The 25,245-nt window shown below is 70.5% G+C and carries 25 protein-coding genes and 2 pseudogenes; 18 read left to right on the plus strand and 9 right to left on the minus strand.

Going from position 1 to position 25,245, the window contains the following annotated elements:
- Nucleotides 1–3: 3 nt before the first annotated feature.
- On the minus strand, nt 4–426 hold the full coding sequence (locus tag ACWD6R_RS15245) for a peptidase inhibitor family I36 protein (protein ID WP_451819105.1): 423 nt from the start codon (nt 424–426) through the stop codon (nt 4–6).
- 197 nt (nt 427–623) lie between these two features.
- Nucleotides 624–2,234 carry an MFS transporter gene (locus tag ACWD6R_RS15250; RefSeq protein ID WP_451819106.1) on the minus strand — a complete coding sequence of 537 codons (1,611 nt, stop codon included), beginning with the start codon at nt 2,232–2,234 and terminating at the stop codon, nt 624–626.
- A 117-nt stretch (nt 2,235–2,351) separates the two neighbouring features.
- On the opposite strand from ACWD6R_RS15250, the gene ACWD6R_RS15255 reads away from it, so the two are divergent.
- From ACWD6R_RS15255 to ACWD6R_RS15285, 7 genes and pseudogenes are all read left to right on the plus strand, one after another.
- Entirely contained in the window at nt 2,352–3,080 is a 729-nt protein-coding gene (locus ACWD6R_RS15255; RefSeq protein WP_451819107.1) for a TetR/AcrR family transcriptional regulator, read from the plus strand.
- 191 nt (nt 3,081–3,271) lie between these two features.
- On the plus strand, nt 3,272–4,483 hold the full coding sequence (locus ACWD6R_RS15260) for an alpha/beta hydrolase (protein WP_451819108.1): 1,212 nt from the start codon (nt 3,272–3,274) through the stop codon (nt 4,481–4,483).
- Nucleotides 4,484–4,568: 85 nt separating this feature from the next.
- Nucleotides 4,569–5,519 (plus strand): DUF4429 domain-containing protein, encoded by a 951-nt coding sequence (locus ACWD6R_RS15265; RefSeq protein ID WP_451819109.1) that lies wholly within the window; start codon nt 4,569–4,571, stop codon nt 5,517–5,519.
- Between the two features lie 272 nt (nt 5,520–5,791).
- Nucleotides 5,792–7,114 (plus strand): sensor histidine kinase, encoded by a 1,323-nt coding sequence (locus ACWD6R_RS15270; protein WP_451819110.1) that lies wholly within the window; start codon nt 5,792–5,794, stop codon nt 7,112–7,114.
- Nucleotides 7,111–7,803 (plus strand): response regulator, encoded by a 693-nt coding sequence (locus ACWD6R_RS15275; protein ID WP_451819111.1) that lies wholly within the window; start codon nt 7,111–7,113, stop codon nt 7,801–7,803. The genes ACWD6R_RS15270 and ACWD6R_RS15275 overlap by 4 nt, the downstream gene beginning before the upstream one ends.
- Nucleotides 7,804–8,358: 555 nt before the next feature.
- Entirely contained in the window at nt 8,359–9,405 is a 1,047-nt protein-coding gene (locus tag ACWD6R_RS15280; protein ID WP_451819112.1) for an alpha/beta hydrolase, read from the plus strand.
- Nucleotides 9,402–10,611, plus strand: a pseudogene (locus ACWD6R_RS15285) (acyltransferase family protein). Before ACWD6R_RS15280 ends, ACWD6R_RS15285 begins: the two are co-directional and overlap by 4 nt.
- 25 nt (nt 10,612–10,636) lie before the next feature.
- Here the strand turns inward: ACWD6R_RS15285 and ACWD6R_RS15290 are convergent.
- From ACWD6R_RS15290 to ACWD6R_RS15300, 3 genes and pseudogenes are all read right to left on the minus strand, one after another.
- Nucleotides 10,637–11,650: an aldo/keto reductase gene (locus ACWD6R_RS15290; protein ID WP_451819113.1), complete on the minus strand. Its 1,014-nt coding sequence runs from the start codon at nt 11,648–11,650 to the stop codon at nt 10,637–10,639.
- Nucleotides 11,650–12,111 carry a MerR family transcriptional regulator gene (locus tag ACWD6R_RS15295; protein WP_451819114.1) on the minus strand — a complete coding sequence of 154 codons (462 nt, stop codon included), beginning with the start codon at nt 12,109–12,111 and terminating at the stop codon, nt 11,650–11,652. The genes ACWD6R_RS15290 and ACWD6R_RS15295 overlap by 1 nt, the downstream gene beginning before the upstream one ends.
- 185 nt (nt 12,112–12,296) lie before the next feature.
- Nucleotides 12,297–12,689: pseudogene (locus ACWD6R_RS15300) on the minus strand (transposase); the annotation flags it as partial.
- A 92-nt stretch (nt 12,690–12,781) separates the two neighbouring features.
- On the opposite strand from ACWD6R_RS15300, the gene ACWD6R_RS15305 reads away from it, so the two are divergent.
- Together ACWD6R_RS15305 and ACWD6R_RS15310 are read left to right on the plus strand one after the other, a co-directional pair.
- On the plus strand, nt 12,782–14,020 hold the full coding sequence (locus tag ACWD6R_RS15305; RefSeq protein WP_451819115.1) for a right-handed parallel beta-helix repeat-containing protein: 1,239 nt from the start codon (nt 12,782–12,784) through the stop codon (nt 14,018–14,020).
- Between the two features lie 112 nt (nt 14,021–14,132).
- Complete coding sequence (locus ACWD6R_RS15310; RefSeq protein ID WP_451819116.1) at nt 14,133–14,954, plus strand: serine hydrolase domain-containing protein; 822 nt, start codon at nt 14,133–14,135, stop codon at nt 14,952–14,954.
- A gap of 6 nt (nt 14,955–14,960) precedes the next feature.
- Here the strand turns inward: ACWD6R_RS15310 and ACWD6R_RS15315 are convergent, their stop codons facing one another.
- Entirely contained in the window at nt 14,961–15,398 is a 438-nt protein-coding gene (locus ACWD6R_RS15315; protein ID WP_451819117.1) for an ATP-binding protein, read from the minus strand.
- An 86-nt stretch (nt 15,399–15,484) separates the two neighbouring features.
- Between ACWD6R_RS15315 and ACWD6R_RS15320 the strand changes: the two genes are divergently transcribed.
- The 3 genes from ACWD6R_RS15320 to ACWD6R_RS15330 all read left to right on the plus strand — a co-directional run bounded on the left by ACWD6R_RS15320 (nt 15,485) and on the right by ACWD6R_RS15330 (nt 17,139).
- Nucleotides 15,485–16,309 (plus strand): helix-turn-helix domain-containing protein, encoded by an 825-nt coding sequence (locus ACWD6R_RS15320; RefSeq protein ID WP_451819118.1) that lies wholly within the window; start codon nt 15,485–15,487, stop codon nt 16,307–16,309.
- Entirely contained in the window at nt 16,293–16,487 is a 195-nt protein-coding gene (locus ACWD6R_RS15325; RefSeq protein WP_451819119.1) for a DUF397 domain-containing protein, read from the plus strand. The genes ACWD6R_RS15320 and ACWD6R_RS15325 overlap by 17 nt, the downstream gene beginning before the upstream one ends.
- Before the next feature lie 64 nt (nt 16,488–16,551).
- The gene (locus ACWD6R_RS15330) at nt 16,552–17,139 is read left to right on the plus strand and encodes a GNAT family N-acetyltransferase (protein WP_451819120.1); all 588 of its coding nucleotides are present in this window, start codon (nt 16,552–16,554) and stop codon (nt 17,137–17,139) included.
- 25 nt (nt 17,140–17,164) lie between these two features.
- Here the strand turns inward: ACWD6R_RS15330 and ACWD6R_RS15335 are convergent, their stop codons facing one another.
- Nucleotides 17,165–17,821, minus strand: coding sequence for a pirin family protein (locus ACWD6R_RS15335; RefSeq protein ID WP_451819121.1), 657 nt, complete (start codon nt 17,819–17,821; stop codon nt 17,165–17,167).
- A 128-nt stretch (nt 17,822–17,949) separates the two neighbouring features.
- Here ACWD6R_RS15335 and ACWD6R_RS15340 point away from each other — a divergent pair, with 128 nt between their 5' ends.
- From ACWD6R_RS15340 to fabF, 5 genes are all read left to right on the plus strand, one after another.
- The gene (locus ACWD6R_RS15340; RefSeq protein WP_451819122.1) at nt 17,950–19,149 is read left to right on the plus strand and encodes a PucR family transcriptional regulator; all 1,200 of its coding nucleotides are present in this window, start codon (nt 17,950–17,952) and stop codon (nt 19,147–19,149) included.
- Between the two features lie 89 nt (nt 19,150–19,238).
- Nucleotides 19,239–20,153, plus strand: coding sequence for an ACP S-malonyltransferase (locus tag ACWD6R_RS15345; protein WP_451819123.1), 915 nt, complete (start codon nt 19,239–19,241; stop codon nt 20,151–20,153).
- 13 nt (nt 20,154–20,166) lie between these two features.
- Nucleotides 20,167–21,168, plus strand: a complete 1,002-nt coding sequence (locus ACWD6R_RS15350) for a beta-ketoacyl-ACP synthase 3 (RefSeq protein WP_451819124.1) — start codon at nt 20,167–20,169, stop codon at nt 21,166–21,168.
- A gap of 63 nt (nt 21,169–21,231) precedes the next feature.
- A complete protein-coding gene (locus tag ACWD6R_RS15355) occupies nt 21,232–21,480 on the plus strand; it encodes an acyl carrier protein (protein ID WP_266986003.1) in 249 nt (82 codons plus the stop codon).
- A 77-nt stretch (nt 21,481–21,557) separates the two neighbouring features.
- Nucleotides 21,558–22,820: a beta-ketoacyl-ACP synthase II gene (fabF, locus tag ACWD6R_RS15360; RefSeq protein WP_451819125.1), complete on the plus strand. Its 1,263-nt coding sequence runs from the start codon at nt 21,558–21,560 to the stop codon at nt 22,818–22,820.
- A gap of 238 nt (nt 22,821–23,058) precedes the next feature.
- Here fabF and ACWD6R_RS15365 read toward each other — a convergent pair whose 3' ends face one another.
- On the minus strand, nt 23,059–23,553 hold the full coding sequence (locus ACWD6R_RS15365; RefSeq protein WP_451819126.1) for a DUF3145 domain-containing protein: 495 nt from the start codon (nt 23,551–23,553) through the stop codon (nt 23,059–23,061).
- 351 nt (nt 23,554–23,904) lie between these two features.
- On the opposite strand from ACWD6R_RS15365, the gene ACWD6R_RS15370 reads away from it, so the two are divergent.
- Nucleotides 23,905–24,822: an SGNH/GDSL hydrolase family protein gene (locus tag ACWD6R_RS15370; RefSeq protein ID WP_451819127.1), complete on the plus strand. Its 918-nt coding sequence runs from the start codon at nt 23,905–23,907 to the stop codon at nt 24,820–24,822.
- Between the two features lie 151 nt (nt 24,823–24,973).
- On the opposite strand, the gene ACWD6R_RS15375 is transcribed toward ACWD6R_RS15370, so the two are convergent.
- A complete protein-coding gene (locus tag ACWD6R_RS15375) occupies nt 24,974–25,177 on the minus strand; it encodes a hypothetical protein (protein ID WP_451819128.1) in 204 nt (67 codons plus the stop codon).
- Nucleotides 25,178–25,245 lie beyond the last annotated feature (68 nt).

Here is a 25,245-nt window from a genome sequence, read left to right on the forward strand (position 1 = left end):
GCGTCAGTTCTCCCAGACCTTGAAGGCCCTGACCTGGTACGGGGACTGCGGCACCCAGGTGCCACCGCCCGGATAGGTCTCGAACTCGCCGGTCTCGGCGCACTCCGCCGACTGATAGGTGGTGACGGGGCGGCCGGTGCGGTTGGCGAGCGCCTGGGCCCGGCCGGCCGGTGGCAGCGGGACACAGCTCTCGATGTCGATGGTGGACAGTTCGTGGACCTGCCGGGCGCCGGTGAAGTCCGGCTTCTCCCAGAGGCAGAGCTGACCTGTCCCGCACGCCCCGAGCCGGACCGGCGCGGCCCGCGGAGCCGATGCGACCTGCGTGGTGCGGGTGGTCTGTGTGGCCGGTGCGGTCTCTGCGGCCTGTACGGCCTGCGGGATGAGCGCGGTGACGGCCAGTGCGGCGGCAAGCGCAGTCGTACGCATATCAATCAACCCCCGTGGTGGTGTGGATCACTTGCACGCACCCTGACCTGCGGGGCAGCGCCACGGGAAGGGGCGCGGGGCCGGACCACCCGGATAGGCGACAGCCCCGCCGGACGGATCCGGCGGGGCTGTCGTGGGCGCTGTGTTGACGCTCGGGCGTCCTCGGCGCGAGGAGTCGGCGAGGGCCGGCGGCGGGCTCAGATGTGGCCCGTGCCCGCGCCCGCCTCCGCATTCGCACCGCGCTTGGTGAGCGTGGCGACCAGCGCCGCGATCACCGCGACCACGCCGGCGACCATGAATGCCGTGCCCATGCCCGACACGAACGTGTCATGTGCGACGCCCGTGATCTTCTCCGCGACCGGACCCGGCATGCCGGACGCCACCGGCGGGATCCCGACCTCGACGGCCGAGGACGCCTGGTCCAGCTGCTGCGGCGAGAGCGGCGGAAGCTCCGCGGCAGCCCAGTTGTCAGCGAGCTTCGCGTCGACCTGCGAGGCCATGACCGCACCCAGCACCGCCGTACCGAGGCTGCCGCCAACCTGCATCGCGGCCTGCTGAAGACCGCCCGCGACGCCGGAGAGCTCCATCGGGGCGTTGCCCACGATGACCTCGGTGGCGCCGACCATCACCGGGGCGAGGCCGAGGCCGAGCAGACCGAACCAGATGGACATCGTCAGGGTGCCGGTGCCGGTGTCCAGCTGGGACATCCCGAACATCGCGACCGCGGTGCACACCATGCCGCCGACGAGCGGGGCGCGCGGGCCGAGCTTGGTGATCAGCAGGCCCGCGAGCGGGGAGCCGACGATCATCATCCCGGTCAGCGGCAGCAGGTGCAGACCGCTGTCGACGGGGCTCAGACCGTGCACGGTCTGGAGGTAGAAGGTGACGAAGAACAGCCCGCCCATGAAGGCGAACGCCATCAGCACCATCAGGACCACACCCGCGGACAGCGGCAACGAGCGGAACATCGCCAGCGGGATCAGCGGCTCCCTGACGTTCTTCTGGGAGAGGGCGAACACCACGAACAGGGCCACCGCCGCCCCCAGGAAGCCGAGCGTCCTGAAGTCGCCCCAGCCCCACTCCGCACCCTTGATGAGCGCCCAGATCAGGCAGAACATCGCCTGCGACAGCAGCACGATGCCGCCGATGTCGAAGGAGCGCGGCGCGTTCTCGGCGCGGTGGTCCTTGAGGATCACCACGCCGAGCAGGAGCGCGATCACTCCGACCGGCACATTGATGAAGAAGACGGACTGCCAGCTGACGTGCTCGACGAGGACGCCGCCGAGGATCGGACCGCCCGCCGTCGAGGCGCCGATGACCATGCCCCAGATACCGATCGCCATGTTCAGCTTCTCGGCCGGGAAGGTGGCGCGCAGCAGGCCGAGCGCGGCCGGCATCAGCAGGGCGCCGAAGAGACCCTGCAGCACCCGGAACGCGATGACCATGGCCACGCTGCTGGAGAAACCGATGGCTCCCGATGCCGCGGCGAAGCCCACGACACCGATCAGGAAGGTCTGGCGGTGGCCGAACCGGTCACCGAGCTTGCCCGCGGTGATCAGGGAGACCGCGAGTGCGAGCATGTAGCCGTTGGTGATCCACTGAACGTCGGCGAGCGAGGCGTTCAGGTCCTGCTGGATGGCGGGGTTGGCGATCGCGACGATCGTGCCGTCGAGCGCGACCATCATCACGCCGATGGCCACGGAAAAGAGCGTCAGCCAGGGGTGGCCGCGCAGCCCCTTGGCCGGGGCGGGAGCAGGGGCGCCCTGCGGCTCCCGCAACGGCCTTTCTGCGGTGGTCTGACTAGTCATGCCGAGGACATTAGTGTCAGTCACTGACAGTTGACAAACCATTCCACAAGCCGGTAACTGTCACGTAGCCCACAGGTACCCCTGAGCTGGACAAAGAGACAGAAAGAGGACCACTCAGTGACCGATGTCCGGCGCGCCGCAGAGCAACCGACCGGGCTGCGCGAACGCAAGAAGCGACACACCCGGGACGCCCTGCTGCACGCCGCCCTCGACCTCTTCACCACCCAGGGGTACGACGAGACCACCGTCGACGAGATCGTCGACGCCGTCGAGGTCTCCCAGCGCACCTTCTTCCGCCATTTCGCCAGCAAGGAGGAGGCCGTCTTCGCCGTCCAGGAGATGGTGGAGTCGCACTTCCTCTCCGAGCTGCGTCAACGGCCCGCCGCGGAAGCCCCTTTCGAGGCAATGCGCAGCGCGGTCCTGTGCGCCTGGAACAGTATCGGCGAGGCGATCGAGGAGACCGTCACGGTCGAACTCCACATGCGCACATACCGGATGATCGAGTCGACCCCTTGCCTGCTCGCGGCCCACCTGCGGCGCAGCAGCGACCTGGAGACCGAGATGGCCGAGGTGATCGCCGGGCGCGAGGGCCTCGACATCCGGACGGATCCGCGGCCGCGGGTCGCCGTCGCCGCGTTCTCCGGGGTGATGCGGGTGACCGGGCAGCTGTGGGGGCAGGGGCGGGACACGAGCGTGGAGTCGCTGCGCGCGCTGACCGAGAACTATCTGGACCACCTGGGCCCGGCGCTCGCGGGGAACTGGCATACGCCGGGCGAACCCGCGATCGCCGCGCCTACGCCTCCCGCCGGACAGCTCCGCCCCCGTCATGTGCCGAACGCCTCGTAGCGGAACATGACGGACTTCACAACTGCCGTACCACAACCGGCCCGTGCAGGACGGGAGCGGCGCGAAATCCGTCGGAGCGTACCGGACGCGCGCACGGAGCGTGAGAGAAACCCGCCCCAATTCCCTGCAGGCGAGTGATGTGCGTCACCCGCTTCACAGTGGTCGTCGCGCGTCTCCTAATGTGGGCCGGAGTGACTTCCTTCGACTCCTCCCCCACGCTCACCGCATGGCGCGCGCTGCTCGCCGTCGCGGTCGTGTTCGTGATGCTGGCGACCACCGGCTGGACAGCCGTACGTCACCAACCCTCCCACGAGCCACGCGACATCGCACTCGCCTCCTGGGCGCGGGGGCGGATAGCGGGTCACCCGCTGCCGGACGCCGATGCACCGCCGTTCCGGCTGGCGCAGTTCTTCGCCACGCTCACCGCCACGCAGCGGACCGTGCTCGCCAACAGGTACCCGTTGGTCGTCGGCAATTTGAACGGCGCCCCGGTCACCCTGCGCTACCACGCCAACCGGCGGGCCCTGGTTCAGGCGCGGGCGGTCGAGCGGCTGCGCATGCACGACGTCAGGCTCTCCCCGGACGGCCGCGCCGACGCGCTGCGCCGGATGGAGCGCTTCCGGTCGATGCTGGCCCAGGGCCGGCATTTCCTGGCCTTCGACCCGTCCGGGAAGGGCCACGCCGCCGAGGTGTTCGGTGACCTGGACAAGGCCGAGCGGATCTCGATGGTCGTGCCCGGTGTCGACACCAACCTGCTGACGCTGGAGCGGACCGGGCCGAAGGTCAACGCCGCCCCCGTCGGCATGGCGAAGTCGCTGTACGCGGCGGAGCACGCTGCCCGCCCCGGCACCCGGACCGCCGTCATCGCCTGGGCCGACTACACCGCGCCCGCCGGCATCGGTATGGACGCGGCCCTGGGAAACCTCGCCGCGCGCGGCGCCGTCCGGCTCAATGCGCTCGTCGGCGCGCTGCCCGGCACGTCAAAGGTCTCGCTGTTCTGTCACAGCTACGGGTCCGTGCTGTGCGGTGTCGCCGCGGAAGAACTGCCGTCCCGGGTCGCCGACATCGCGGTCGCGGGCAGCCCCGGCATGCGGGTGGAACGCGCGGATCAGCTGCACACCTCGGCCGCCGTCTGGGCGATGCGGGACCGCAACGACTGGATCGAGGATGTACCGAACATGGAGGTCGGCGGGCTCGGCCACGGGGCCGATCCGGTGGACCGGGGCTTCGGTGCGCGTGTCGTCTCGGCGGGCGACGCCAACGGGCACAGCGGCTATTTCGTGCCGGGCACCGAGAGCCTCAGCAACTTCGCCGCCATCGGCGTGGGCGCCTACGGCTCGGTGACCTGTGCGAGCGCCGACAGCGCCTGTCACAAGGGAATTTCCGGCGCCGAAGGCATGTGACGCGCGTAAAGAGCCGCGACGGAGCATGAATTGCGGCATACACCGAGGGGGGACGTGCGGGCAAGTGCCGCATACGATGAGGCACATGGGTGATGTGCTGGCCGGAATTCATGCCACCTGGGAGTTCGACACCGACTCCGTGCTCATCCGCTTCGAACGGGGTATTCGCACGCCGAAGCTCTTCCAGAGCCTGCGTGAACGCCGCATTCCGCACGCGGCGTTGTCGTCGGTGACGCTGACTCCGGGCAAGCGGGGCACGGTGGTGCTGCATGCGGTGCCGAGACCCGGTGCCGATCCCCTGCTGGAGGCTGCGGCAGGGCAGCTGAAGGACGGCTGCGATCCGTACCGGCTGGTGCTGCCCGCCGAACGCGAGACGCTCGCCGAGTACTACGCGGACGAGCTGCGCGCACTGCTCGGAGCGGACGCGGGTGAGCCCGCCGAACGTTTCATGGTCGCGGCCCCCGAGGCGCCGATGCAGTTCAAGGCGTACGACGGCCGGGCCAGCTTCGACGGGGACCGGATCTCCTTCCGCTGGTTCTGGACGGGTGCCTCCACGGCGAAGTGGAAGGCGGGCGACCAGACGTTTCCGGTCACCGAGCTGTGCGGGGTCGAGTGGCGGTCGCCCGAGGCGTTCGACGGCTACCTGCGGCTGGTCCCACGAGGCGCCGAAGGCGCGGGTTCACTGGCGGGCGCGGGTACGAACGCGGAGAGAGGAACACCCGGTACGGATGCCGCGCCCGGTCCGCAGGCGATGGCCGCGCGGCCCACCCAGGCCGATCAGGACCCGGCCGCGGTGATCTTCGGGCTCGGCTACGGCCCGGTGCACGAGTCGCTGCCGTTCGCGGCCGCCGTCCTGGAGTCCGTACGCAGGAAGCAGTCCGCACCCGATCCGGCGGCCGCCGTCCCGGGTGCGGGGCGCCCCGATCCGGCGGACATCGCCGAGCGGATCCGGCACCTCGGGGAGCTGCACCGGGCGGGACTCGTGACGGACGACGAGTTCAGCGCGAAGAAGGCCCAGCTGCTCGCGGAGCTGTAGCGGTGGGCTGACGGCCTCCCCCACGACAGGGAGTGGATCGGCGAGCGGCGTCGTGCGGCTTCGATGGCAAGGCGGAGGACGGAGTCGACGCGGAGCGTCGGTGACTGACGACAACGCCGCAAGCGGAGTCGCAGGGCGCCGGGAGCTCACTCCCTACCGCGGGGGAGGCCGTGAGGGGCGGGGCACGCACTACCCCCGTACGGGGCACCGGGTCCTGATCAGACCCCGGTATGACGCCGCGCGGCAGGTCCGCTGCCTACGCTGATCGGGCCATGCCGACTTCCTCTCCCCCGCCCCCACCGCCCGCCGACGGTCTGCTCAGCGCCGCCCGCCGCAATCTGCGCGAGCTCGCCCACGGACTGACCCACCCGTCCCATCCCCCGACCCCGCTGTTCTCCGGCGCTCCGAGACCGTGGCAGCGGCTGCTTCCGTACGGTGTCGTCCTCGCCCTCGCCGCCACCCTCATCCCGGTCACGATCACCTACCTGATGTCGGAGTACGGCGTGCCCGGGGGCGTGGCGGGCGCACTCGGTGTCGCCCAGGCGGCGCCCCTGCTGATGCTGGCGCACCGGCCGTTGCAGGCGTGGTGGATCGTCTTCCCCGCCGACATCATCGGTGCCCTGGTGCTCCTGGGGTATCCGGTGGCGACGTACACCCTCTGGCCGTGGACACCACCCGCCATCGTCGGGTATCTCTTCCTGCTCCTCGCCCTGGGGCTCCGCGAGACCCGCCGGACCTCGATCGCCGTCTGGCTGGCCACGGGAGCCGCCGGTCTGGTGCTGCATGTGATCTCGCCCGGGCGCAGCAACGGCAGCGCCCTGCTGCTGCCCACCCTCGGCGCGGTGGTGCTGGTGATCGCCGCGGCGCTGCGGGAACGGGGCGACGCGCAACGGCGGCTGGCCGAGCAGGAGACCATCAGCGAGGCGGAGCGGGCGCAGCGGACCCTGCTGGAGGAGCGCACCAGAATCGCCCGTGAGCTGCACGATGTGGTCGCGCACCACATGTCGGTGATCACGGTCCAGGCCGACTCCGCCCCGTACCGGATCAGCGGGCTGTCCGAGGAGGCGGTCGAGGAGTTCGGCTCGATCGCGGCGAGCGCCCGGGAGTCGCTCGCCGAGATGCGGCGGCTGCTCGTGGTGTTGCGCAGCGACGGTACGGAGGGCGAACGGGCGCCGCAGCCGGGGCTCGACCGGGTGCAGCAGCTGGTCGAGGCAACGGTACGGGCGGGGCTGCCCGCGGAGTTGTCGCTCGCCGCGGACCTGGGCGACGTACCGCAGGCGGTGGACCTGTCCGCGTACCGGATCGTGCAGGAGGCGCTGGCCAATGTGGTCCGGCATGCGCCGGGAGCGCGGACCCGGGTGTCGGTCGCGTCGGACGGGGAGCATCTGACCGTGGTGGTCGCCAACGACCGGGCGGAACGGCCCGGTTCGCCGTTGGAGCCGACGGGGACCGGACACGGGCTGGTCGGGATGCGTGAACGCGTACGGTTGACCGGCGGCACCCTGGACACCGGGCCGCTGCCCGACGGCGGGTTCCGGGTGGCCGCACGGCTGCCGCTGTCGCCCGCCTCCCCCTCGTCCCTGGAGGACCTGTGACCATCCGTGTGATCATCGTCGACGACCAGGCCATGGTGCGGGCGGGGTTCGCGGCGCTGCTGTCGGCGCAGAGCGACATCGATGTGGTGGGCGAGGCGCCGGACGGGCGGCAGGGGATCGAGGTCAGCCGGAACGTCCATCCGGACGTGGTGCTGATGGACGTGCGGATGCCGGAGATGGACGGCCTCGCGGCCGCGCGTGAGCTGCTGAATCCGCCGGTGGGGGTGGTCCACCGGCCGAAGGTGCTGATGCTCACCACCTTCGACGTGGACGACTACGTGTACGAGGCGCTGCGCGCCGGGGCGTCCGGGTTCCTGCTGAAGGACGCGCCGCCCGCCGATCTCATCTCGGCGGTACGGGTGGTGGCGGCGGGCGAGGCGCTGCTGGCGCCGTCCGTGACGCGACGGCTGATCGCGGACTTCGCGCGGCAGCGGCCGGGCGGAAGCGGTGCGGGCGGGCGGAGCGATGCCGTCGCTCTGCGGCTGAACGGGCTGACGCCGCGGGAGACGGAGGTGTTGGAGCTGATTGCCCGGGGGCTGTCCAACCAGGAGATCGCGGGGCGGCTGGTGCTGGCCGAGCAGACGGTGAAGACGCATATCGGACGGGTGCTGGCCAAGCTCGATCTGCGGGATCGGGCGCAGGCGGTGATCTTTGCGTATGAGTCGGGGCTGGTGACGCCGGGCGAGTAAGGGTGGGCGCGGGGGTGGGCGCCTGCGGCGGGCGTTTCCCCTACCCGCCACTTCCCGGAACCGGAGCGCTGCCCCGGACCCCGGTCCGGGGCGCCGGACGGGCTTGAGTGGGCCGAGCACGGCCTGATTTGGGCAGGACGGGCCTGAGAGCCTGTCGGGTGACCTCTGATCGGGGGGCCACGCCCTGGCACGCACGCTTCCCGCGTTGCCGAAATGCCCTAGTAGCTCCTTCCCCACGCTCTCAGCTTCGTTCGAGCAGGGGAGACCCCATCCGAGGGCCTTCTGGCGCCTTGGAATCGCACGCACCAGACCGCGTCCGCTTTCCGATCGAAGGTCACCCGACAGGCTCTGAGCCGGCAAGGCGGGCTTGAGTGGGCAAAACAGCCCCGAGCCGGCTCGAACGGCCGCGTGAGGTGGGGAATTCCCCCGGTACACCCCCTACCCCGGTACCACCCTGAACGTGGCTCCCCGGTGTGACGCCCTCTCACCCACCTTCTTCCTACCTTCCCTCCCGTCGCGCCGAACGGCGTGCACGAGCCGAAGAGGGAGGGCGAGATGCGCCGTTACGCGAGGACTCTGGTCGCGGTCGCGCTGGCGACCACCGTGGTGGCCGGGACCGCCGGCTGGGTGTCCGGGAATGCACAGCAGGCCGTGACCGGGCCGCCGCCCGGGAGTGCCGCATGGCGGTCGGATCGTGTGCTGGGGCGGAAGCTGCCGGATCCGGAGCGGTCCACACCCGCCCAAGCAGCGAGATTCTTCCGGGGGCTGAGCAAGGACGAGCGGCAGCAACTGGTCGTGCGGCATCCATCGGTCGTCGGCAATCTCGACGGGGTGCCCGTCGAGTTGCGCTACCGTGCCAACGCCCTTTCCCTGCAGGCCGGTCACGATCCCCGGTACGCGCATCTGGGCGTGGATCGCGGACGGCAGATCCTGGCCTTCGATCCGCGCGGGCGCGGACAGGTCGCCGAGGTGTTCGGGGACCTGAGGACCGCGAGCCGGGTCTCCGTCGTGGTGCCGGGTTCGGACATCGACGCCGGGACCTTCGACCGTACGCATGACGTGTACGGCACTCCGGCCGGCATGGCGAAGTCGCTGTACGCGGAGACCGGGACGGGCAGTGCGGTGATCGCCTGGGCCGGTTACACCACTCCCGTCGGCGTCGGGGTCGATGCTGCGACCGGTTCGCTCGCAAAGGCGGGCGCCGACCGGCTGACCCGGTTCGCGGACGGGCTGGCGGCCGACAGGATCACCGAACCCGCCGTGTTCTGCCACAGTTACGGGTCCGTCGTGTGCGGTCTCGCCGCGCCCCGGCTGCACGTCAGCGACCTGGTCGTCCTCGGCTCGCCCGGCATGCGCGCCGACAACGTCGCCGATCTGCACACCACCGCCCGGGTCTGGGCGGCCAAGGACGCCACCGACTGGATCGACGACGTACCGAACGTCGAGGTGGCCGGGCTCGGTCACGGGCCCGATCCCGCCGATCCGGAGTTCGGGGCCCGCCGGGTGCCCGCCGAGGACGCGCACGGCCACACCGGCTACTTCGCCCCCGGCACGGACTCGCTGCGCGCCTTCGCGGCCATCGCGGAAGGGGCGGGCCGATGAGCCTGAAGCAGCTTGCGGCCCGGATCGACGCCCGTACCCCCGCTCACCGCGACCGTGCCGTCGACGGACTGCGCGCCCTCGCCCTCCTCGCCGTGCCGACCGGGCACTGGCTGCTCGGCGGCTTCCGGCTGGACAGCGCCGGCGCACTTCACAACGCCAGCCCGCTCTCCGCCTTCGGATTCCTCGCCCCGGTCAGCTGGATCCTCCAGATGCTGGGCATCTTCTTTCCTGGTCGGCGGGTACGCCTCCGTGCTCTCGTACCGGCGCAGGAAGTCCACCACCGCAGCCTGGCTGCGCGGGCGGATGGCCAGGCTGGGCAGGCCGGTGCTCGGGGTGACCGCCGTCTGGGCGGCGATGATCCCTGTGCTGTACGCGCTCGGGGTGCCCGGTGACACGCTGCGGACCGGGTCGACGCTGGTGATCCAGCCACTCTGGTTCGTCGGGGTGTACACGGTGGTCACCGCCCTCACCCCGTACTGCCTGCGGATCGCGCGGCGGCTGGGCGGTTGGGCGGCCGCGCCACTGCTCGGGGCGGTCGCCGCCGTCGACTTCCTGCGCTACGGACCGTACGCCGAGGCGATGCCGTCCTGGCTGAGCGTGCTGAACATCCTTCCGGGCTGGCTCTTCGCGTACCAGCTCGGTGTCTCGTGGGGCGAGGGCCGGATCGGGAATCGGGGCGCCCGGTTCCTGCTCGTCGGCGGGGCCGTGCTGTTCGCCGCGCTCCTGCTCGCCTTCCACTACCCGGCGTCGATGGTCGGCGTGCCGGGCGAGGCGCGCACCAATTCGCATCCGCCGTCGCTGCTGGTCCTCGCGCTGGCCGCGGCGCAGAGCGGTGCGGCGATCCTGCTGCGCGACCGGATCGGCCGGCTGCTGCGCCGTCCACCGGTGTGGGCGCCGGTCGTCGTCATCAATCTGTCCGCGATGACGATCCTGTGCTGGCACCAGACGGCGATGCTGGCCGCGGCCGTCCCGGCGTCGTTCGCCGGTGCGGTGCCCGGGCTGACGACCGGGCCGGACACGATCGGCTGGATCCTGGCACGGCTGGCGTGGATGCCGGTGTTCGCCGGGCTGCTGGTGCTCATCGCCCGGTACGCGCGCCGCTTCGAGGCACCGTGGCAGGCCGGAACGCGGGCGGCGAACGCCCGCCGGGCAGCGGCGGGGCTGCTCGCGGCGGGGTTTGCCGTGTTCGCGCTGGGGATCGCGTAGCGGGGCCGGCCCTCGCCGCCGCCGGTTACTCGCGCGCCGCCGACGTCGAGCTCATGTCCGGGTAGCGGTCCCCTGCGACCAGGCCGGCGATCGGCTCCAGCACGGCCAGCTCCTGCGGCGTGAGGGTGAGCCGGGTCGCCCCGACGTTCTCCAGCAGCCGGCTGCGCTTGCGGGTGCCGGGGATCGGCACCACGGTCAGCCCGTGCACCTCGGCACGCTGCTGCACCCAGGCGAGTGCCACCTGCGCGGCCGTCGCCCCGTGCGCCGCCGCGATCTTGTGGACGGGCTCCAGCAGAGCGGCGTTCGCCTTCGCGTTGTCGCCGGTGAAACGGGGCTGGTACCGGCGGAAGTCGTCCTTGGACAGATCCTTGGCGGCGTCGGCGAACGCCCCGGTCAGGAAGCCGCGGCCGAGCGGCGAGTACGGCACGAAGGTCACCCCGAGCTCGACCGCCGCGGGCACGGCACTGCGCTCGACGTCCCGGCTGAACAGCGACCACTCGGACTGCAGGGCGGCAATCGGGTGCACGGCGTACGCCTCGCGCAGCTCCGCGCCGGTCACCTCGCTCAGCCCGAGCTGCTTGACCTTGCCCTGCTGGACCAGCTCGGCCATCGCGCCGACCGACTCGGCCAGCGGGACGGCCGGGTCCCGGCGGTGCATGTAGTAGAGGTCGATGACGTCGGTGCCGAGGCGGCGCAGGCTGTCCTCGACGGCCTGGCGGATGTACGCGGGGTCATTGCGCACGCCCCGGTACTGCGGGTCATCGGTCCGCTCTATGGCGAACTTCGTGGCGAGGGTGATCTCGCCCCGGTGCGCCCCGACGAACGGCGCCAGGAACTTCTCGTTGGCGCCGCGACCGTACACATCTGCGGTATCGAAGAGCGTGACGCCGGCCTCCAGCGCCGCGTCCAGGGTGTCCCGGGCGGCGGCCTCGTCGGTGCCCCCGTAGAACTCGCTCATGCCCATGCAGCCGAGTCCCTGCACGCCCACCCGCGGGCCGCCGTTCCCGAGTTCCACGGTGGCGATCTTGTTGTCAGTCATCAGCTGCAAGGCCTTTCCGGCGCCCGGCGGGCGCTCGCATAAAAGTCGATCTTGTGGTCGAGGACGGCGAGGGTGTCCTGGAGCTCCGCGATCCGCGTCCTCACATCGCGGCGGGTCGCCTCCAGCAGCTCCTGCCGTTCCTCGAACGTGTGCTCGCCCTCGCGCAGCAGCTCCGCGTATCTGACCATGTGGGCGACCGGCATCCCGGTCAGCCGCAGCTTGGAGACGAAGGCCAGCCAGTCGAGGTCGCGATTGGTGAAGCGGCGCTGACCGGTGTGCGAGCGGTCGACGTGCGACATCAGCCCGATCCGCTCGTACCAGCGCAGCGTGTGGGCGGTGAGTCCGGTGAAGGCCGCGACCTCGCTGATGGTGTAGCGGTCCTGACCCTCGGGGCGGGGATGCGCCCGTGGGGCCGATGCGCAGGCGTCCGTCCGTACGGAAGTGCTCTCCATCACCGTCATGACCCCCACGCTAGAACCTTGGAGTGCACTCGAAGCAAGCCCAAACGGGTCAGGTTCCGGGACGGTCCGGTCGGCGTCCGGCAACGTGGGCCCACATCCATTACAGGCCACGGATACAAGAAGGTGGCACGAAGGAGTACGAACCCACCGGCCGCCGAGAACTCAGCCCGGGACGCCAGGCACCTGGCCACCTGCCCGGCCAACCGCCTTGTGCGCTCGCGGACTTCGGCCCGAGCACACCGGATCGCCGCGAGCGCACGCGGCCCGGCGTCGGCCAAGGCCACGATCAGGCGGGAGATGTTCGGGTCGGACGCCACCGGACCGAACACCCCCGGCTCGGCCCGCAGCATGCCGACATCGGCCAGGCAGTCGCCGCCCAGCGCGACCGCGAGCGCCACATCCAGCAGGATCTTGCACGGCCCGGCACGTGCGCCACGGCGACAGCGCCACTGATGTCAACTGATCCAGTCCGCCCGGCGGGCGGTCTCCACCAGCAGCACACCACCGGCCTGGGACACCACGGACCGGCCTGGGACACCGGGCACCGGCCGGCCGGAGCGCGATGGTTGAGGTGCCATGGCGCGCACTGCGGCGGGGGGCGTCGCGGCGGCCTCCGCCGTTGCTTGGGACACGCGGGCGATGCTGCGGGCGCTGCCACAAGCCTCCCTTGATGAGCCCCCTGGATTCCGTCATCACGCGGAACAGCATGATCGGCGGCTTCAGTGGTGTTCAGGTGTCCGGCGCCTGCCGCAACATCCAGATCACACAGAACACGATCACGGACAAGACCCACGGCGCAGTCCTGCTCTTCACCGGGTTTGCGCAGGTGACGAACACCGGCATCACCGTGGCGGACAACACCATCGAGCGGACCGCGACGACCCCCGGCCGCTTCGGCGTGGAAATCTCCAGAAGCAGCGGCGTCACCCTACGGAACAACGTCATCACCGAAACCGGCCAGGACGCCATCGGCTTCACCCTGCGCGGCCAGACCGTACCCAGCTCCGACGCCACGATCACACAGAACACCATCACCGAGTCGGGCGGCTCCGGCATCGTCGTCACGGCCGGCTCCTACACCGGTCCGATGACGGTCAACTTCAACCGGATCGTCGACAGCGCCTCCGGGCAGGGTCTGGTCAACAACGCGGCTGACGCAATCATCGACGCCCGGCTGAACTGGTGGGGCTGCAACGACATGCCGGACGGTGAAGGATGCGATCACCTGGCCGGCACCGCGGCCGAGGAGATCAGCTTCCGACCCTGGCTGGTGCTGTCGATCCAGTCCGTGCCCGCGGACATCGCGGCCGGACAGCAGGCCCAGATCACCGCCAGCCTGCAAGGCGATTCCGACGGCGGCACCGCGACCGGTCCGTTCTTCCAACAGGTGCTGACCACTTTCACCACCAACCCCGACACGGTGACGCCCAACCCGGTGTTCACCGACGCGTTGCTGCACGCCAACACGACCTGGCCCGCCGGCCAGCCCCGCCCCGAGCTGATCTGCGCCACGGTGGACAACCAGACAGTCTGCCTGAACTTCGAGGCCGCGACCGGCTCGATCACCGTAAAGGTCATCAAGGCCAAGACCAAAGTGGGCGTCAAGGGCGTCCAAGTGAAGGCCCTCGACGCCACAGGCCAAGTCGCGGGCACCTGCACCACCGACGGCGCCGGCACCTGCGACATCAAGGATCTGCAGCCGGGCGAGTTCCGCGTCTGTGTCGTCAAGGTCCCCCGCGACTTCAAGCAGCCCAAGAAGCCCTGCACCAGCCCGGTGACCGTCATCGCGAACGAGGAGACCCTGGTCGTCATCACCCTCCAAAAGCACGAGCCCAAGCCCAAGCCGAAGCCCCACCACAAGCCCCACCACAAGCCCAAGCCGCACTGCGACAATCGGCGGTGCGTGTGATCTAGCCTCGGTCTTTCGTAACGGTCTGTGTCCGACGGCGGGCAGGCCGGCTGTCCGTCTCTCGACCTTGCCGGCCGTGGGCTCGCCGACGGTGACCGTTACGCTCGTACGCATGCAGAGCCTGGCGATGATCGACAACTGGCCCGTCCCCACTGCGGCGGCGGCCGTCGTGCGAGCGGACGGCACCGTCGTCGGTACGCACGGCCCGACCGCGCACCGTTTCACGCTCGCCTCCGTCACCAAGCCGATCGCGGCCTATGCGGCGCTCGTGGCGTACGAGGAGGGCGCGGTCGAGCTCGACGAGCCGGCCGGGCCCGAGGGTTCCACCGTCCGGCATCTGCTCGCGCACACCAGCGGGCTCGCGTTCGACGAGCACCGGGTGACGGCCGCCCCCGGCACCCGGCGGCTCTACTCCAACGCGGGCTTCGAGGTGCTCGGCGACCACATCGCCAAGGCCACCGACATCCCGTTCCCGGAGTATGTGCGCCAGGCGGTCCTGGAGCCGCTCGGGATGACGTCGACGACGGTGGACGGCTCGCCCGCCAAGGACGGTGTCTCGACCGTCGACGATCTCGTCCGGTTCGCGGCGGAGGTGCAGGCGCCACGGCTGCTCGACCCGCGTACGGTGCTGGCCGCGCAGACCGTCGTCCACCCCGGCCTGAAGGGTGTGCTGCCGGGCTACGGCCACCAGAACTCCAACGACTGGGGGCTCGGCTTCGAGATCCGGGACTCCAAGTCGCCGCACTGGACGGGTGTTTCGTCGTCTCCAGCGACCTTCGGGCACTTCGGGCAGTCCGGTACGTTCCTGTGGATCGACCCGGTCGCGGGTGCGGCGTGCGTCGCGCTGACCGACCGGGCCTTCGGGCCGTGGGCGGTCGAGGTGTGGCCGGCGTTCACGGACGCGGTGCTCGCGGAGCTCGGCTCCGGCCGCTGAGCGACGTCACCCGTCGGTCGCTTTCGTGGCCAGGCACTCGAACCAGACCGTCTTGCCGCAGCCGTCGCGTCGCGGCTCCGCGCCCCAGCGGTCGGTGACGGCGTCGACCAGGATCAGCCCTCGCCCGCCCTCGTCGAGAGCATCACCCGCGACCGCGCGGGGCAGTTCCGGACAGTCGTCCGCGACCTCGACGCGCACGCCCCTGGCCGGGAGCAGGAAGATGAGCGTCTGACAACGGCGACCGGGGACGTGCCGTACGACATTGGCGATCAACTCGGTGAGTGCCAGCTCCGCCGCGTCGGCCACGTCGAGGAGCCCCCAGCCGGTGAGGTAGAGGCGCAGGATGCGGCGCAGATGCCGGGCCGAGTGCTCGCGGATCGCGAAGTCGGCGCGGTAGGTCGCCTCCAGCAGATCGCTGGCCTGCGGATCAATTACGTGATTCATGTCACCAGAGTGCAGCGACGTGCTTACGCTCAGCTACGTACGGAAACGAACGCCGCGAGGCGTTGAATGCCGGAGGTGCCCCCGCCGTGGCCAACATCCACACGCTCGACCCTCACGCCTCCCCGCTGGACTACTACGGCTGGGAACTCCGACGCCAGAGAGAGGCCAACAACCTCAAGCAGGGGCAGCTCGGCGACATCATCTTCTGCACGGGCTCGCTGATCGGCCAGATCGAGACCACGAAAAAGATCCCCACCCGTGACTTCTCCGAGCGGGTGGACGCGGCACTCGGTACGGACGGGATGTTCTCGCGGCTGATCGGTCTGGTCCTGCGCAGCCAGCTGCCGACCTGGTTCCAGCCGTACGCGGAGATGGAGTCGTGCGCCGCGTACATCTCCACGTATCAGGCGCAGTTGGTGTACGGGCTGCTGCAGACGGAGGAGTACGCGCGGGCGCTACTCGGTGTCGACCACCCGAGCAAGGTCGATGAGATGGTGGCGGCCCGGCTGGACCGCCAGCGAATTCTGGAACGCGACCAGCCGCCGGCCCTGTGGGTCGTACTGAGCGAAGCTGCACTGCTTCAGGAAGTCGGAGACCGTGACGTCATGCGCAGGCAACTGGCACGCCTGTTGGACTTCCGGGACAACCCCTGGGTGCAGATCCAGGTACTTCCGTTCTCCGTCGGCCAGCACACGGGAATGATGGGGTCGTTCACCCTGCTCAGGTTCGAGGACGACCCCGATCTGTTCTACGTGGATAGCTACGACCAGGGTCACATGACCGCCAATCCCCAGGTGATCAAGGAACGTTCGGTCGGTTACGCTCGCTTGCAAGCCACAGCCCTCTCCCCCGAGGACTCGGCGACACTGATCGCTCGTGTGATGGAGGAACGCTATGGAGACCAGCCGTGAACTGGCCGAAGCACAGTGGCGGAAGTCGTCGTACAGCGGCACCAACGGTGGCGAATGCGTCGAGGTGGCCGACGGCCACCCCGGCGCCGTGCCCGTCCGCGACAGCAAGAATCCGACCGGCCCCGCGCTCGTCATCGGCACGGATGCCTGGCAGGCGTTCGTGGACGGACTTCGCTGAACCACAGTCTCCGGATTGCCGGTTGCAGAGCTGACGGCCCGAGGAACCGCTACTCTCCTCGGCCATGGCTGACATAGTCCGCGCCGCCGCCTCCGACGTCCCGGCGCTCGCTTCCGTACTCGCCAGCGCCTACGCCGAGGACCCCGTCTGGTCCTGGCTGATGCCGCACGACCGGGACCGGCGGCTGCGGCTGCTGTTCACCGCGCATCTGGCGCAACAGGTCCCGGCGGGCCGGGTGTGGACCGATCCCGACCGCACGGTGGCGGCGGTGTGGGCGGAGCCCGGGAAGTGGAAGCTGCCGGTGAGCTACCTGCTGCGCAACGCGGGCACGCTCCTGCGGGCGGGACGGGCCCAGCTGCCCCGGACCGGAATGCGGCTGCTCGCGCTGGAGCACCGCCACCCGGCCGACCCCGCGCACTGGTACGTCGAGTACATCGGCACGCACGCGGACGCGCGCGGCACGGGGCGCGGGTCGCAGGTGCTCGGCGGGCTGCTGGAGCAGGCGGACGCGGACGGGCGGCCGGTGTTCCTGGAGTCGAGCAACCACCGCAATCTCGCTTTCTACCGGCGGCACGGATTCGCGGTGCAGCAGGAGATGACCTTCCGGGCGGGCCCGCCCATGTGGTCGATGTGGCGTCGGCAGGGCGGCTGAGAGCGGTCACGAGCGGGCCGGGGATTCAGCCCGACAGCTCCCACACCAGCACCTTCGCCGGCAGCTCCGCCAGCAGCTCCAGGCCCACCGCCCCGGTGATCCGCGCCGCGTCCCCCGGGCCGAGCGTCTCGCCGCCGAGGCGCACCTCTCCGGCCACCACATGCACATACGCCCGCGCCGCGTCCGGCACCGCCGTGCGCTCCCCCTCGCCCAGCCTGCGCACGTGCAGCATCGCACCGGCTTCCGGGAGGGCGTATGGGGTGGAGTCGGCGATGCCGGAGACGATCGTGTACGAGGGTTCGCCGCCCGGGGAGAGCGGGGACAGCCACATCTGAAGGAACGTCAGCGGAACGTCTCCGTCATTGCGTTCGACGTGGCGTACCCCGGCCGCGGCGCTGAGGTGCTGGAGGTCCCCGGCCCGCACGACGGTCGCATGGCCGGCCGAATCGCGGTGGGTCAGCTCTCCCTCGACGACCCAGGTGACGATCTCCGTGTGGCTGTGCGGGTGTTCGTCGAAGCCCGCGCCGGGCGCCAGTCGCTCCTCGTTGCAGGCCAGGATCGCGCCGAAGCGCAGGTTGTCCGGGTCGTAGAAGGAGCCGAAGGAGAAAGCGTGCCGGGACAGGATGCCGGCGGCCTCGTCCCCGCCCGCATACCGGTCGTCCGCGCGCTGTACGGAAATCACGGGTCCACGGTAGCCCGGCCCGGCGCCCCTGCGTCCCGGCCGGCGACCGGCCGTCCGCTACTCGGCAGTACGACCCGCGGTGGCCCCGGCCCACCGTGCCCGCGGCCCGATAAGGCAGTCTTGTGTCCGTGCCCCGATCCGATCCTGAGCAGCCTGCTGCGAATGACGCCCACCTGCATGCCGCAACCCTGAAGCGGCTGGAGCAGTCCTCCGGCCGGCTGGCCGCGAACGCGATCGCCCGCATGGACGAGTCGCTGCCCTGGTACCGGGCGATGCCACCGGAGAACCGGTCATGGATCGGCCTGGTGGCCCAGGCCGGAATCGCCGCCTTCACCGAGTGGTTCCGGCACCCGGAGGCGCCGCAGGCCATCTCCACCGATGTGTTCGGTACGGCTCCGCGCGAGTTGACCCGGGCGATCACACTGCGCCAGACCGTCGAGATGGTGCGCACGACGATCGAGGTCATGGAGGCCGCGATCGAGGAGGTCGCCGCGCCCGGCGACGAGTCGCTGCTGCGCGAGGCGCTGCTCGTCTACGCACGGGAGATCGCCTTCGCGACCGCCCAGGTGTACGCGCAGGCGGCCGAGGCGCGCGGCGCCTGGGACGCCCGGCTGGAATCGCTCGTGGTGAACGCGGTGCTGTCCGGGGAGGCCGACGAGGGCGCCGTCTCCCGGGCCGCCGCGCTCGGCTGGAACTCTCCCGAGCATGTGTGTGTGATCCTCGGTACGGCCCCCGACGGCGACAGCGAACTGACCGTCGAGGCGATCCGGCGCGCCGCCCGCCACGCCAAACTCCAGGTCCTCACCGGAGTGCTCGGCAGCCGTCTGGTCGTCATCGCGGGCGGCAGCGACAATCCGCTGCACGTCGCGAAGGCACTGATCGGCCCGTACGCGGCCGGCCCGGTCGTCGCCGGGCCCGTGGTGCCCGACCTGCTGGCGGCCACCCGGTCCGCCCAGGCCGCCGCCGCCGGGCTCAAGGCGTGCGGTGCCTGGCAGGACGCACCGCGGCCGGTTCTGGCGGACGACCTGCTGCCGGAGCGCGCCATTGCGGGCGACCCCGCCGCGCGCGACCAGTTGGTGGAGGAGATCTACAGACCGCTGGAGGAAGCAGGCTCGGCGCTGCTGGAGACTCTGAGCGTGTACCTGGAGCAGGCGAGCAGTCTGGAGGGCGCGGCCCGGATGCTGTTCGTGCACCCCAACACCGTGCGCTACCGGCTTCGACGTGTGACAGACGTCACCGGGTGGTCACCCTCCGATGTCCGCTCGGCGTTCACGTTGCGAATCGCCCTGATTCTGGGGCGCCTGGCCGACAGGGATACCCAGTCCTAGACTTTTGTCGGACATCAACAATTCCCCCTACGGTTCTTCGTCCCTGTCCCCACGGGCATTCAGGACCGTTCGCAAGAGAGAGTGTGAGGGTGCTCGTACTCGTCGCTCCCGGCCAAGGCGCTCAGACGCCCGGCTTCCTGACTCCCTGGCTCGACCTCCCCGGTGCCACCGACCGCGTCGCGGCCTGGTCCGACGCCATCGGGCTCGACCTCGTCCACTACGGCACGAAAGCCGACGCGGACGAGATCCGCGACACCGCGGTGGCTCAGCCGCTGCTGGTCGCCGCGGGCCTGCTGTCCGCCGCCGCACTGGCCGCGTCGCCCGATGTCGTCGCAGGTCACAGCGTTGGGGAGATCACCGCGGCGGCGCTCGCCGGCGTCCTCGACGAGGAGGCCGCGCTCCGTCTCGTACGCACCCGCGGGCTCGCCATGGCGGACGCCGCAGCGGTCACCGAGACCGGCATGGCGGCGCTGCTCGGCGGCGACCCCGACGTGACGGTCCCGCACCTGGAGATGCTCGGGCTGACCCCGGCGAACGTCAACGGGGGCGGCCAGATCGTCGCCGCCGGCACCGCCGCGCAGATCGCCGCGCTGACCAAGGACATGCCCGAGGGCGTGCGCCGCGTGGTGCCCCTCAAGGTCGCCGGTGCCTTCCACACGCACCACATGGCTCCCGCGGTCGACCGGCTCCGCGAGGCCGCCGCGGCGCTGACGGTCTCCGAGCCGACCATGACGTATGTCTCGAACGCCGACGGAAAGCCGGTCGCCACCGGCGCTGAGATCATCTCGCGGCTGGTCGGCCAGGTCGCCAACCCGGTCCGCTGGGACCTGTGCATGGAGACGTTCAAGGAGCTGGGCGTCACGACGCTCATCGAGGCCTGCCCGGGTGGGACCCTGACCGGTCTCGCCAAGCGGGCACTGCCCGGGGTGCAGACCCTCGCGCTCAAGACCCCCGACGACCTCGACGCGGCCCGCGCGCTCCTCGCTGAGCACGCAGACGCCTAAGGAGCCCGAGAGCATGTCGAAGATCAAGCCCAGCAAGGGCGCCGCGTACGCACGGATCATGGGCGTCGGCGGCTACCGCCCGACCCGTGTCGTGCCCAACGAGGTGATCCTCGAAACGATCGACTCGTCGGACGAGTGGATCCGCTCCCGCTCCGGCATCGCCACCCGCCACTGGGCCTCCGAGGAGGAGACCGTGGCCGCGATGTCCGTGGAGGCGTCCGGCAAGGCCATCGCCGATGCCGGGATCACGCCGGAGCAGATCGGCGCCGTCATCGTCTCCACCGTCTCGCACTTCAAGCAGACCCCGGCCATCGCGACCGAGATCGCCCACAAGATCGGTGCGGGCAAGCCCGCCGCGTTCGACATCTCCGCCGGCTGCGCCGGGTTCGGCTACGGCCTGACCCTCGCCAAGGGCATGATCGTCGAGGGTTCGGCAGAGTACGTACTTGTCATCGGCGTGGAGCGGCTCAGCGACCTCACCGACCTGCACGACCGTGCGACGGCGTTCCTGTTCGGCGACGGTGCCGGCGCGGTCGTCGTCGGCCCCTCCAAGGTGCCCGCCATAGGCCCGACGGTCTGGGGCTCCGAGGGCGACAAGTCCGAGACGATCAAGCAGACCGTGGCGTGGGACGAGTTCCACGCCGAGCGCCCGGAGAAGTTCCCGGCCATCACGCAGGAGGGTCAGGCGGTCTTCCGCTGGGCCGTCTTCGAGATGGCGAAGGTCGCCCAGCAGGCGCTGGACGCGGCCGGGATCGCCCCGGAAGACCTGGACGTCTTCATCCCGCACCAGGCCAACATGCGGATCATCGACTCGATGGTGAAGACCCTGAAGCTGCCGGAGCACGTCACGGTCGCCCGTGATGTGGAGACCACCGGCAACACCTCCGCCGCCTCGATTCCGCTCGCTATGGAGCGGCTTCTGGCGACCGGTCAGGCGAAGAGCGGCGACACCGCGCTCGTCATCGGCTTCGGGGCGGGTCTCGTCTACGCCGCGACGGTCGTTACTCTCCCCTAGACACACCGGACCTTCCGGTCCGGACGTCCGTACCCTGCAGAAATACATCGAAGGAGCGCCAACATGGCCGCCACCCAGGAAGAGATCGTCAGCGGTCTCGCCGAGATCGTCAACGAGATCGCCGGTATCCCGGTCGAGGACGTCCAGCTGGACAAGTCCTTCACCGACGACCTGGACGTCGACTCGCTGTCCATGGTCGAGGTCGTCGTCGCCGCCGAAGAGCGCTTCGACGTCAAGATCCCGGACGAGGACGTCAAGAACCTCAAGACGGTCGGCGACGCTGCCGACTACATCCTGAAGCACCAGGCCTGATCCAGCCGGCTCGTGTGTCGCCACCCGGCGGTGGCGCCGCTGATTCACGACCCTCTACACGTGGAGAAGATTTTCCAGTGAACTCGACCAATCGCACCGTGGTCGTCACCGGTATCGGCGCAACCACTCCGCTGGGTGGCGACTCGGCGTCGACCTGGGAAGGTCTGATGGCCGGTCGTTCCGGCGTCAAGCCTCTCGAGGGCGAGCGTTTCGCCGAACTGCCCGTCCGGATCGCCGCCCTCGCGGCCGTCGACCCGGGCGACGTACTGCCCCGCCCGCTCGCCCGCAAGCTGGACCGCTCGGCGCAGTTCGCGCTGATCGCGGCCCGCGAGGCGTGGGCGGACGCCGGCTTCACCGGCAAGGCCGGTGAGGACGAGAAGATCCAGCCCGACCGGCTCGGCACGGTCATCGCCTCCGGTATCGGTGGCGTGATCACGCTCCTCGACCAGTACGACGTGCTGAAGGAGAAGGGCGTACGCCGCGTCTCCCCGCACACCGTGCCCATGCTCATGCCGAACGGCCCGGCGGCCAACGTCGGCCTCGAGGTCAACGCACAGGCCGGTGTCCACACCCCGGTCTCCGCCTGTGCGTCGGGCGCCGAGGCCATCGGGTACGCCGTCGAGATGATCCGAACCGGCCGCGCCGATGTCGTGCTCGCCGGTGGCACCGAGGCGGCCATCCACCCGCTGCCGATCGCGGCGTTCGCCAACATGATGGCGATGTCCAAGAACAACGACGAGCCCGAGAAGGCGTCTCGTCCGTACGACACGGGCCGTGACGGCTTCGTGCTCGGCGAGGGCGCGGGCGTCGTGGTCCTGGAGTCCGCGGAGCACGCTGCCGCGCGGGGCGCCAAGGTCTACTGCGAGGTGCTGGGACAGGGGCTGTCCGCGGACGCCCACCACATCGCCCAGCCCGAGCCGACCGGGCGCGGGATCGCTGCCGCGATGCAGAACCTGCTGGACCAGACGGATCTCAAGCCGTCGGAGGTCGTGCACCTCAACGCGCACGCCACGTCGACGCCGCAGGGCGACGTCGCGGAGCTGAAGGCTCTGCGCAAGGTCCTGGGCGACGACCTCGACCATGTCGCGATCTCCGCGACGAAGTCGATGACCGGTCACCTGCTCGGTGGCGCGGGCGGCATCGAGACCGTTGCGACGGTCCTGGCGCTGCACCACCGGATGGCTCCGCCGACGATCAACGTGGAGAACCTCGACGAGGCGGTGGAGGCGGACATCGTGCGCGATGAGCCCCGTCCGTTGCCCGAGGGGTCGATTGCCGCGATCAATAACTCGTTCGGGTTCGGGGGGCACAACGTGGTGCTGGCGTTCCGCAGCGTCTGACCCACGGCCCGCGGCCCGGTACACCGAGGCCCGCCTCCCCCGAGTGGGGAGGCGGGCCTCGTCCGCTGCGCGGGACGTTTCGGGGGCTCTGCCCCCGGGCCCCGCTCCTCAATCGCCGGAGGGGCTGATTTTTGTCGCGCCGGATTCCGGCCTCGCCGGCGTTTGAGGCGCGGGGCCCGGGGCGGAGCCCCGGTTTCGGGAAGGGGCGGGTAGGGGAACAGGACCGCCGCAGGCGCCCTCACACCACCCGGTGGAGCCACCGCACCGGGGCCCCCTCCCCCGCATGCCGGAACGACTCCAACTCGTCGTCCCACGGCTTGCCGAGAAGTCTGGCGATCTCCGCCTCCAGCTCCGTCTCCCCCCGTACCGACCGCGCCAGCGCGGCCCGCAGCCGGTCCTCCGGCACCAGGATGTCGCCGTGCATGCCGGTGACCGCGTGGAAGATGCCCAGCTCCGGCGTGGAGCTGTACCGCTCGCCCTCCGCCGTCGCGCACGGCTCCGCCGTCACCTCGAAGCGCAGCAGATCCCACCCCCGCAGTGCGGAGGCAAGCTTCGACGCGGTACCCGCGGCGCCCTTCCAGGAGAACTCGGACCGCCAGGTGCCGGGCGAGGCCGGCTGTCTGATCCAGTCGAGCTGAACCCGCACACCGAGGACACCCGCCACCGCCCATTCGACATGTGGGCAGAGCGCGCGCGGTGCGGAGTGAACGTACAGGACTCCACGTGTCGTCACCGGGACCTCCAGTGTGGGACGAGGTTCGCCTTCCCCAGCGGCCTCGCGCCCGTACCGCCTTTTCTCGGCCGGTCCCCGAGGTTGTCGTCAGTAAACAGCATCGGGAGTGAATCTCCGGAAAAAAGACAGTATGTGACGTGGTGTGATGATACGAAGCCACCCAAGTGGAGTCGGGTGGCGGAACGCGGCACTGGTTCGACGGGGAAAAGCTACCGTGCAGCGGCGCCCGAGGTGTGACGTACCGTCGGTCCTGGGCCCATGATTCGCACAGCTTTCACCCGGCAGGGCGCGCGGGCGTGTCGCCTGGGGCCATGGGGGGTTGCCAGGGGCATAAACGGGAGGGCATGAGGGATGCAGAATCGTTCCGCGAGCCATCGCTCGCGCACCACTGCCGCCGTTCTGACGGCGCTTCCGGTGATCGCCGTGGCCGCGCTGGCCGGCTGTGACACCGGGTCGGACGGGACGACCAAGGGGTCCGCCGCCGGGCGGCACCACCCGTCTGCCGCGCCCTCCCCAGCCTGGAACCCCAGTCCAGGGTCGGTCGCCGCGGTCGGGGACTCCATCACCCGTGGTTTCGACGCCTGTTCCGTGCTGGCCGACTGCCCCGAGGTCTCCTGGGCGACCGGCACGGACAGCGAGGTCCGGAGCCTCGCCGTGCGGCTGTTCGGCTCCTCGGGCGCGGCCTCGCACAGCTGGAACCACGCCGAGACCGGGGCTCGGATCGCCCAATTGCCGGAGCAGATGGCTCTCGCGGCGGAGCGGAAGCCGGACCTGGTGACCGTGATGATCGGCGCCAACGACGCCTGCCGGGACTCGGCGGGACTGATGACGCCGGTGGCGGACTTCCGGGCCTCGTTCGAGGCGTCGATGCGTCAGCTCCGCAGCAAGGCGCCGAAGGCGCAGGTGTACGTGTCGAGCGTGCCGGATCTCAAACGCCTCTGGTCGACGGGGCGCGACAACCCCCTGGGCAAGCAGATCTGGAAGCTGGGCATCTGCAAGTCGATGCTGGGCCATGCGGATGACATGAGCGCCGGGGCCGAGGCGCGCCGCGCCTCGGTGCAGGAGCGGGTCGTGGCGTACAACGAGGTGCTGCGGAGCGTGTGCGCGAAGGATCTGCGCTGCCGGTACGACGGCGGTGCGGTCTTCGACTACCGGTTCACCGGCCGGCAGCTCAGCCAGTGGGACTGGTTCCATCCGGGGCTGAGCGGCCAGGCCCGGCTCGCCGAGATCGCGTACCGCAATATCACGGCTCGGAAGCCCCCGGCGTAGCCACCGGCACGTGGTCGAGCACGGTGCTGCGGCCGGGCGAGGAGTACGTGTCGACGACCGTGTACGGGTTCTCGGTGCGCTGACCGGATGAGGAGAGCCCCGGGGCGGGGTCAGGTGCCGCTCCGGGGCTCTCCGGTCCGAGGGGCTGCCGCTACTCCTTGATCTCCGTGGCCGCCATCAGGCGTACGTCGCCGAGCGAGCGCGCCGCCTGCACCTCGTACGTGCCGGGCACGAGGGTCCAGTCGTACGCCGTCTCGTCCCAGATCTCGTACGCGCGCCGGCCCAGTTCGACATGCCGGCCGCTTCCGGGACTTCCTGCGGCTGTTGCAGCCGGGCCCCCGGACGCCCCCGACAAGCGCGACGACTCCACCCACGAGTGAGATGACCTGCGACAACACCGATACGACAAGATCGATAAGCGGC

It is taken from the genome of Streptomyces sp. NPDC005151 (genome assembly GCF_053599875.1).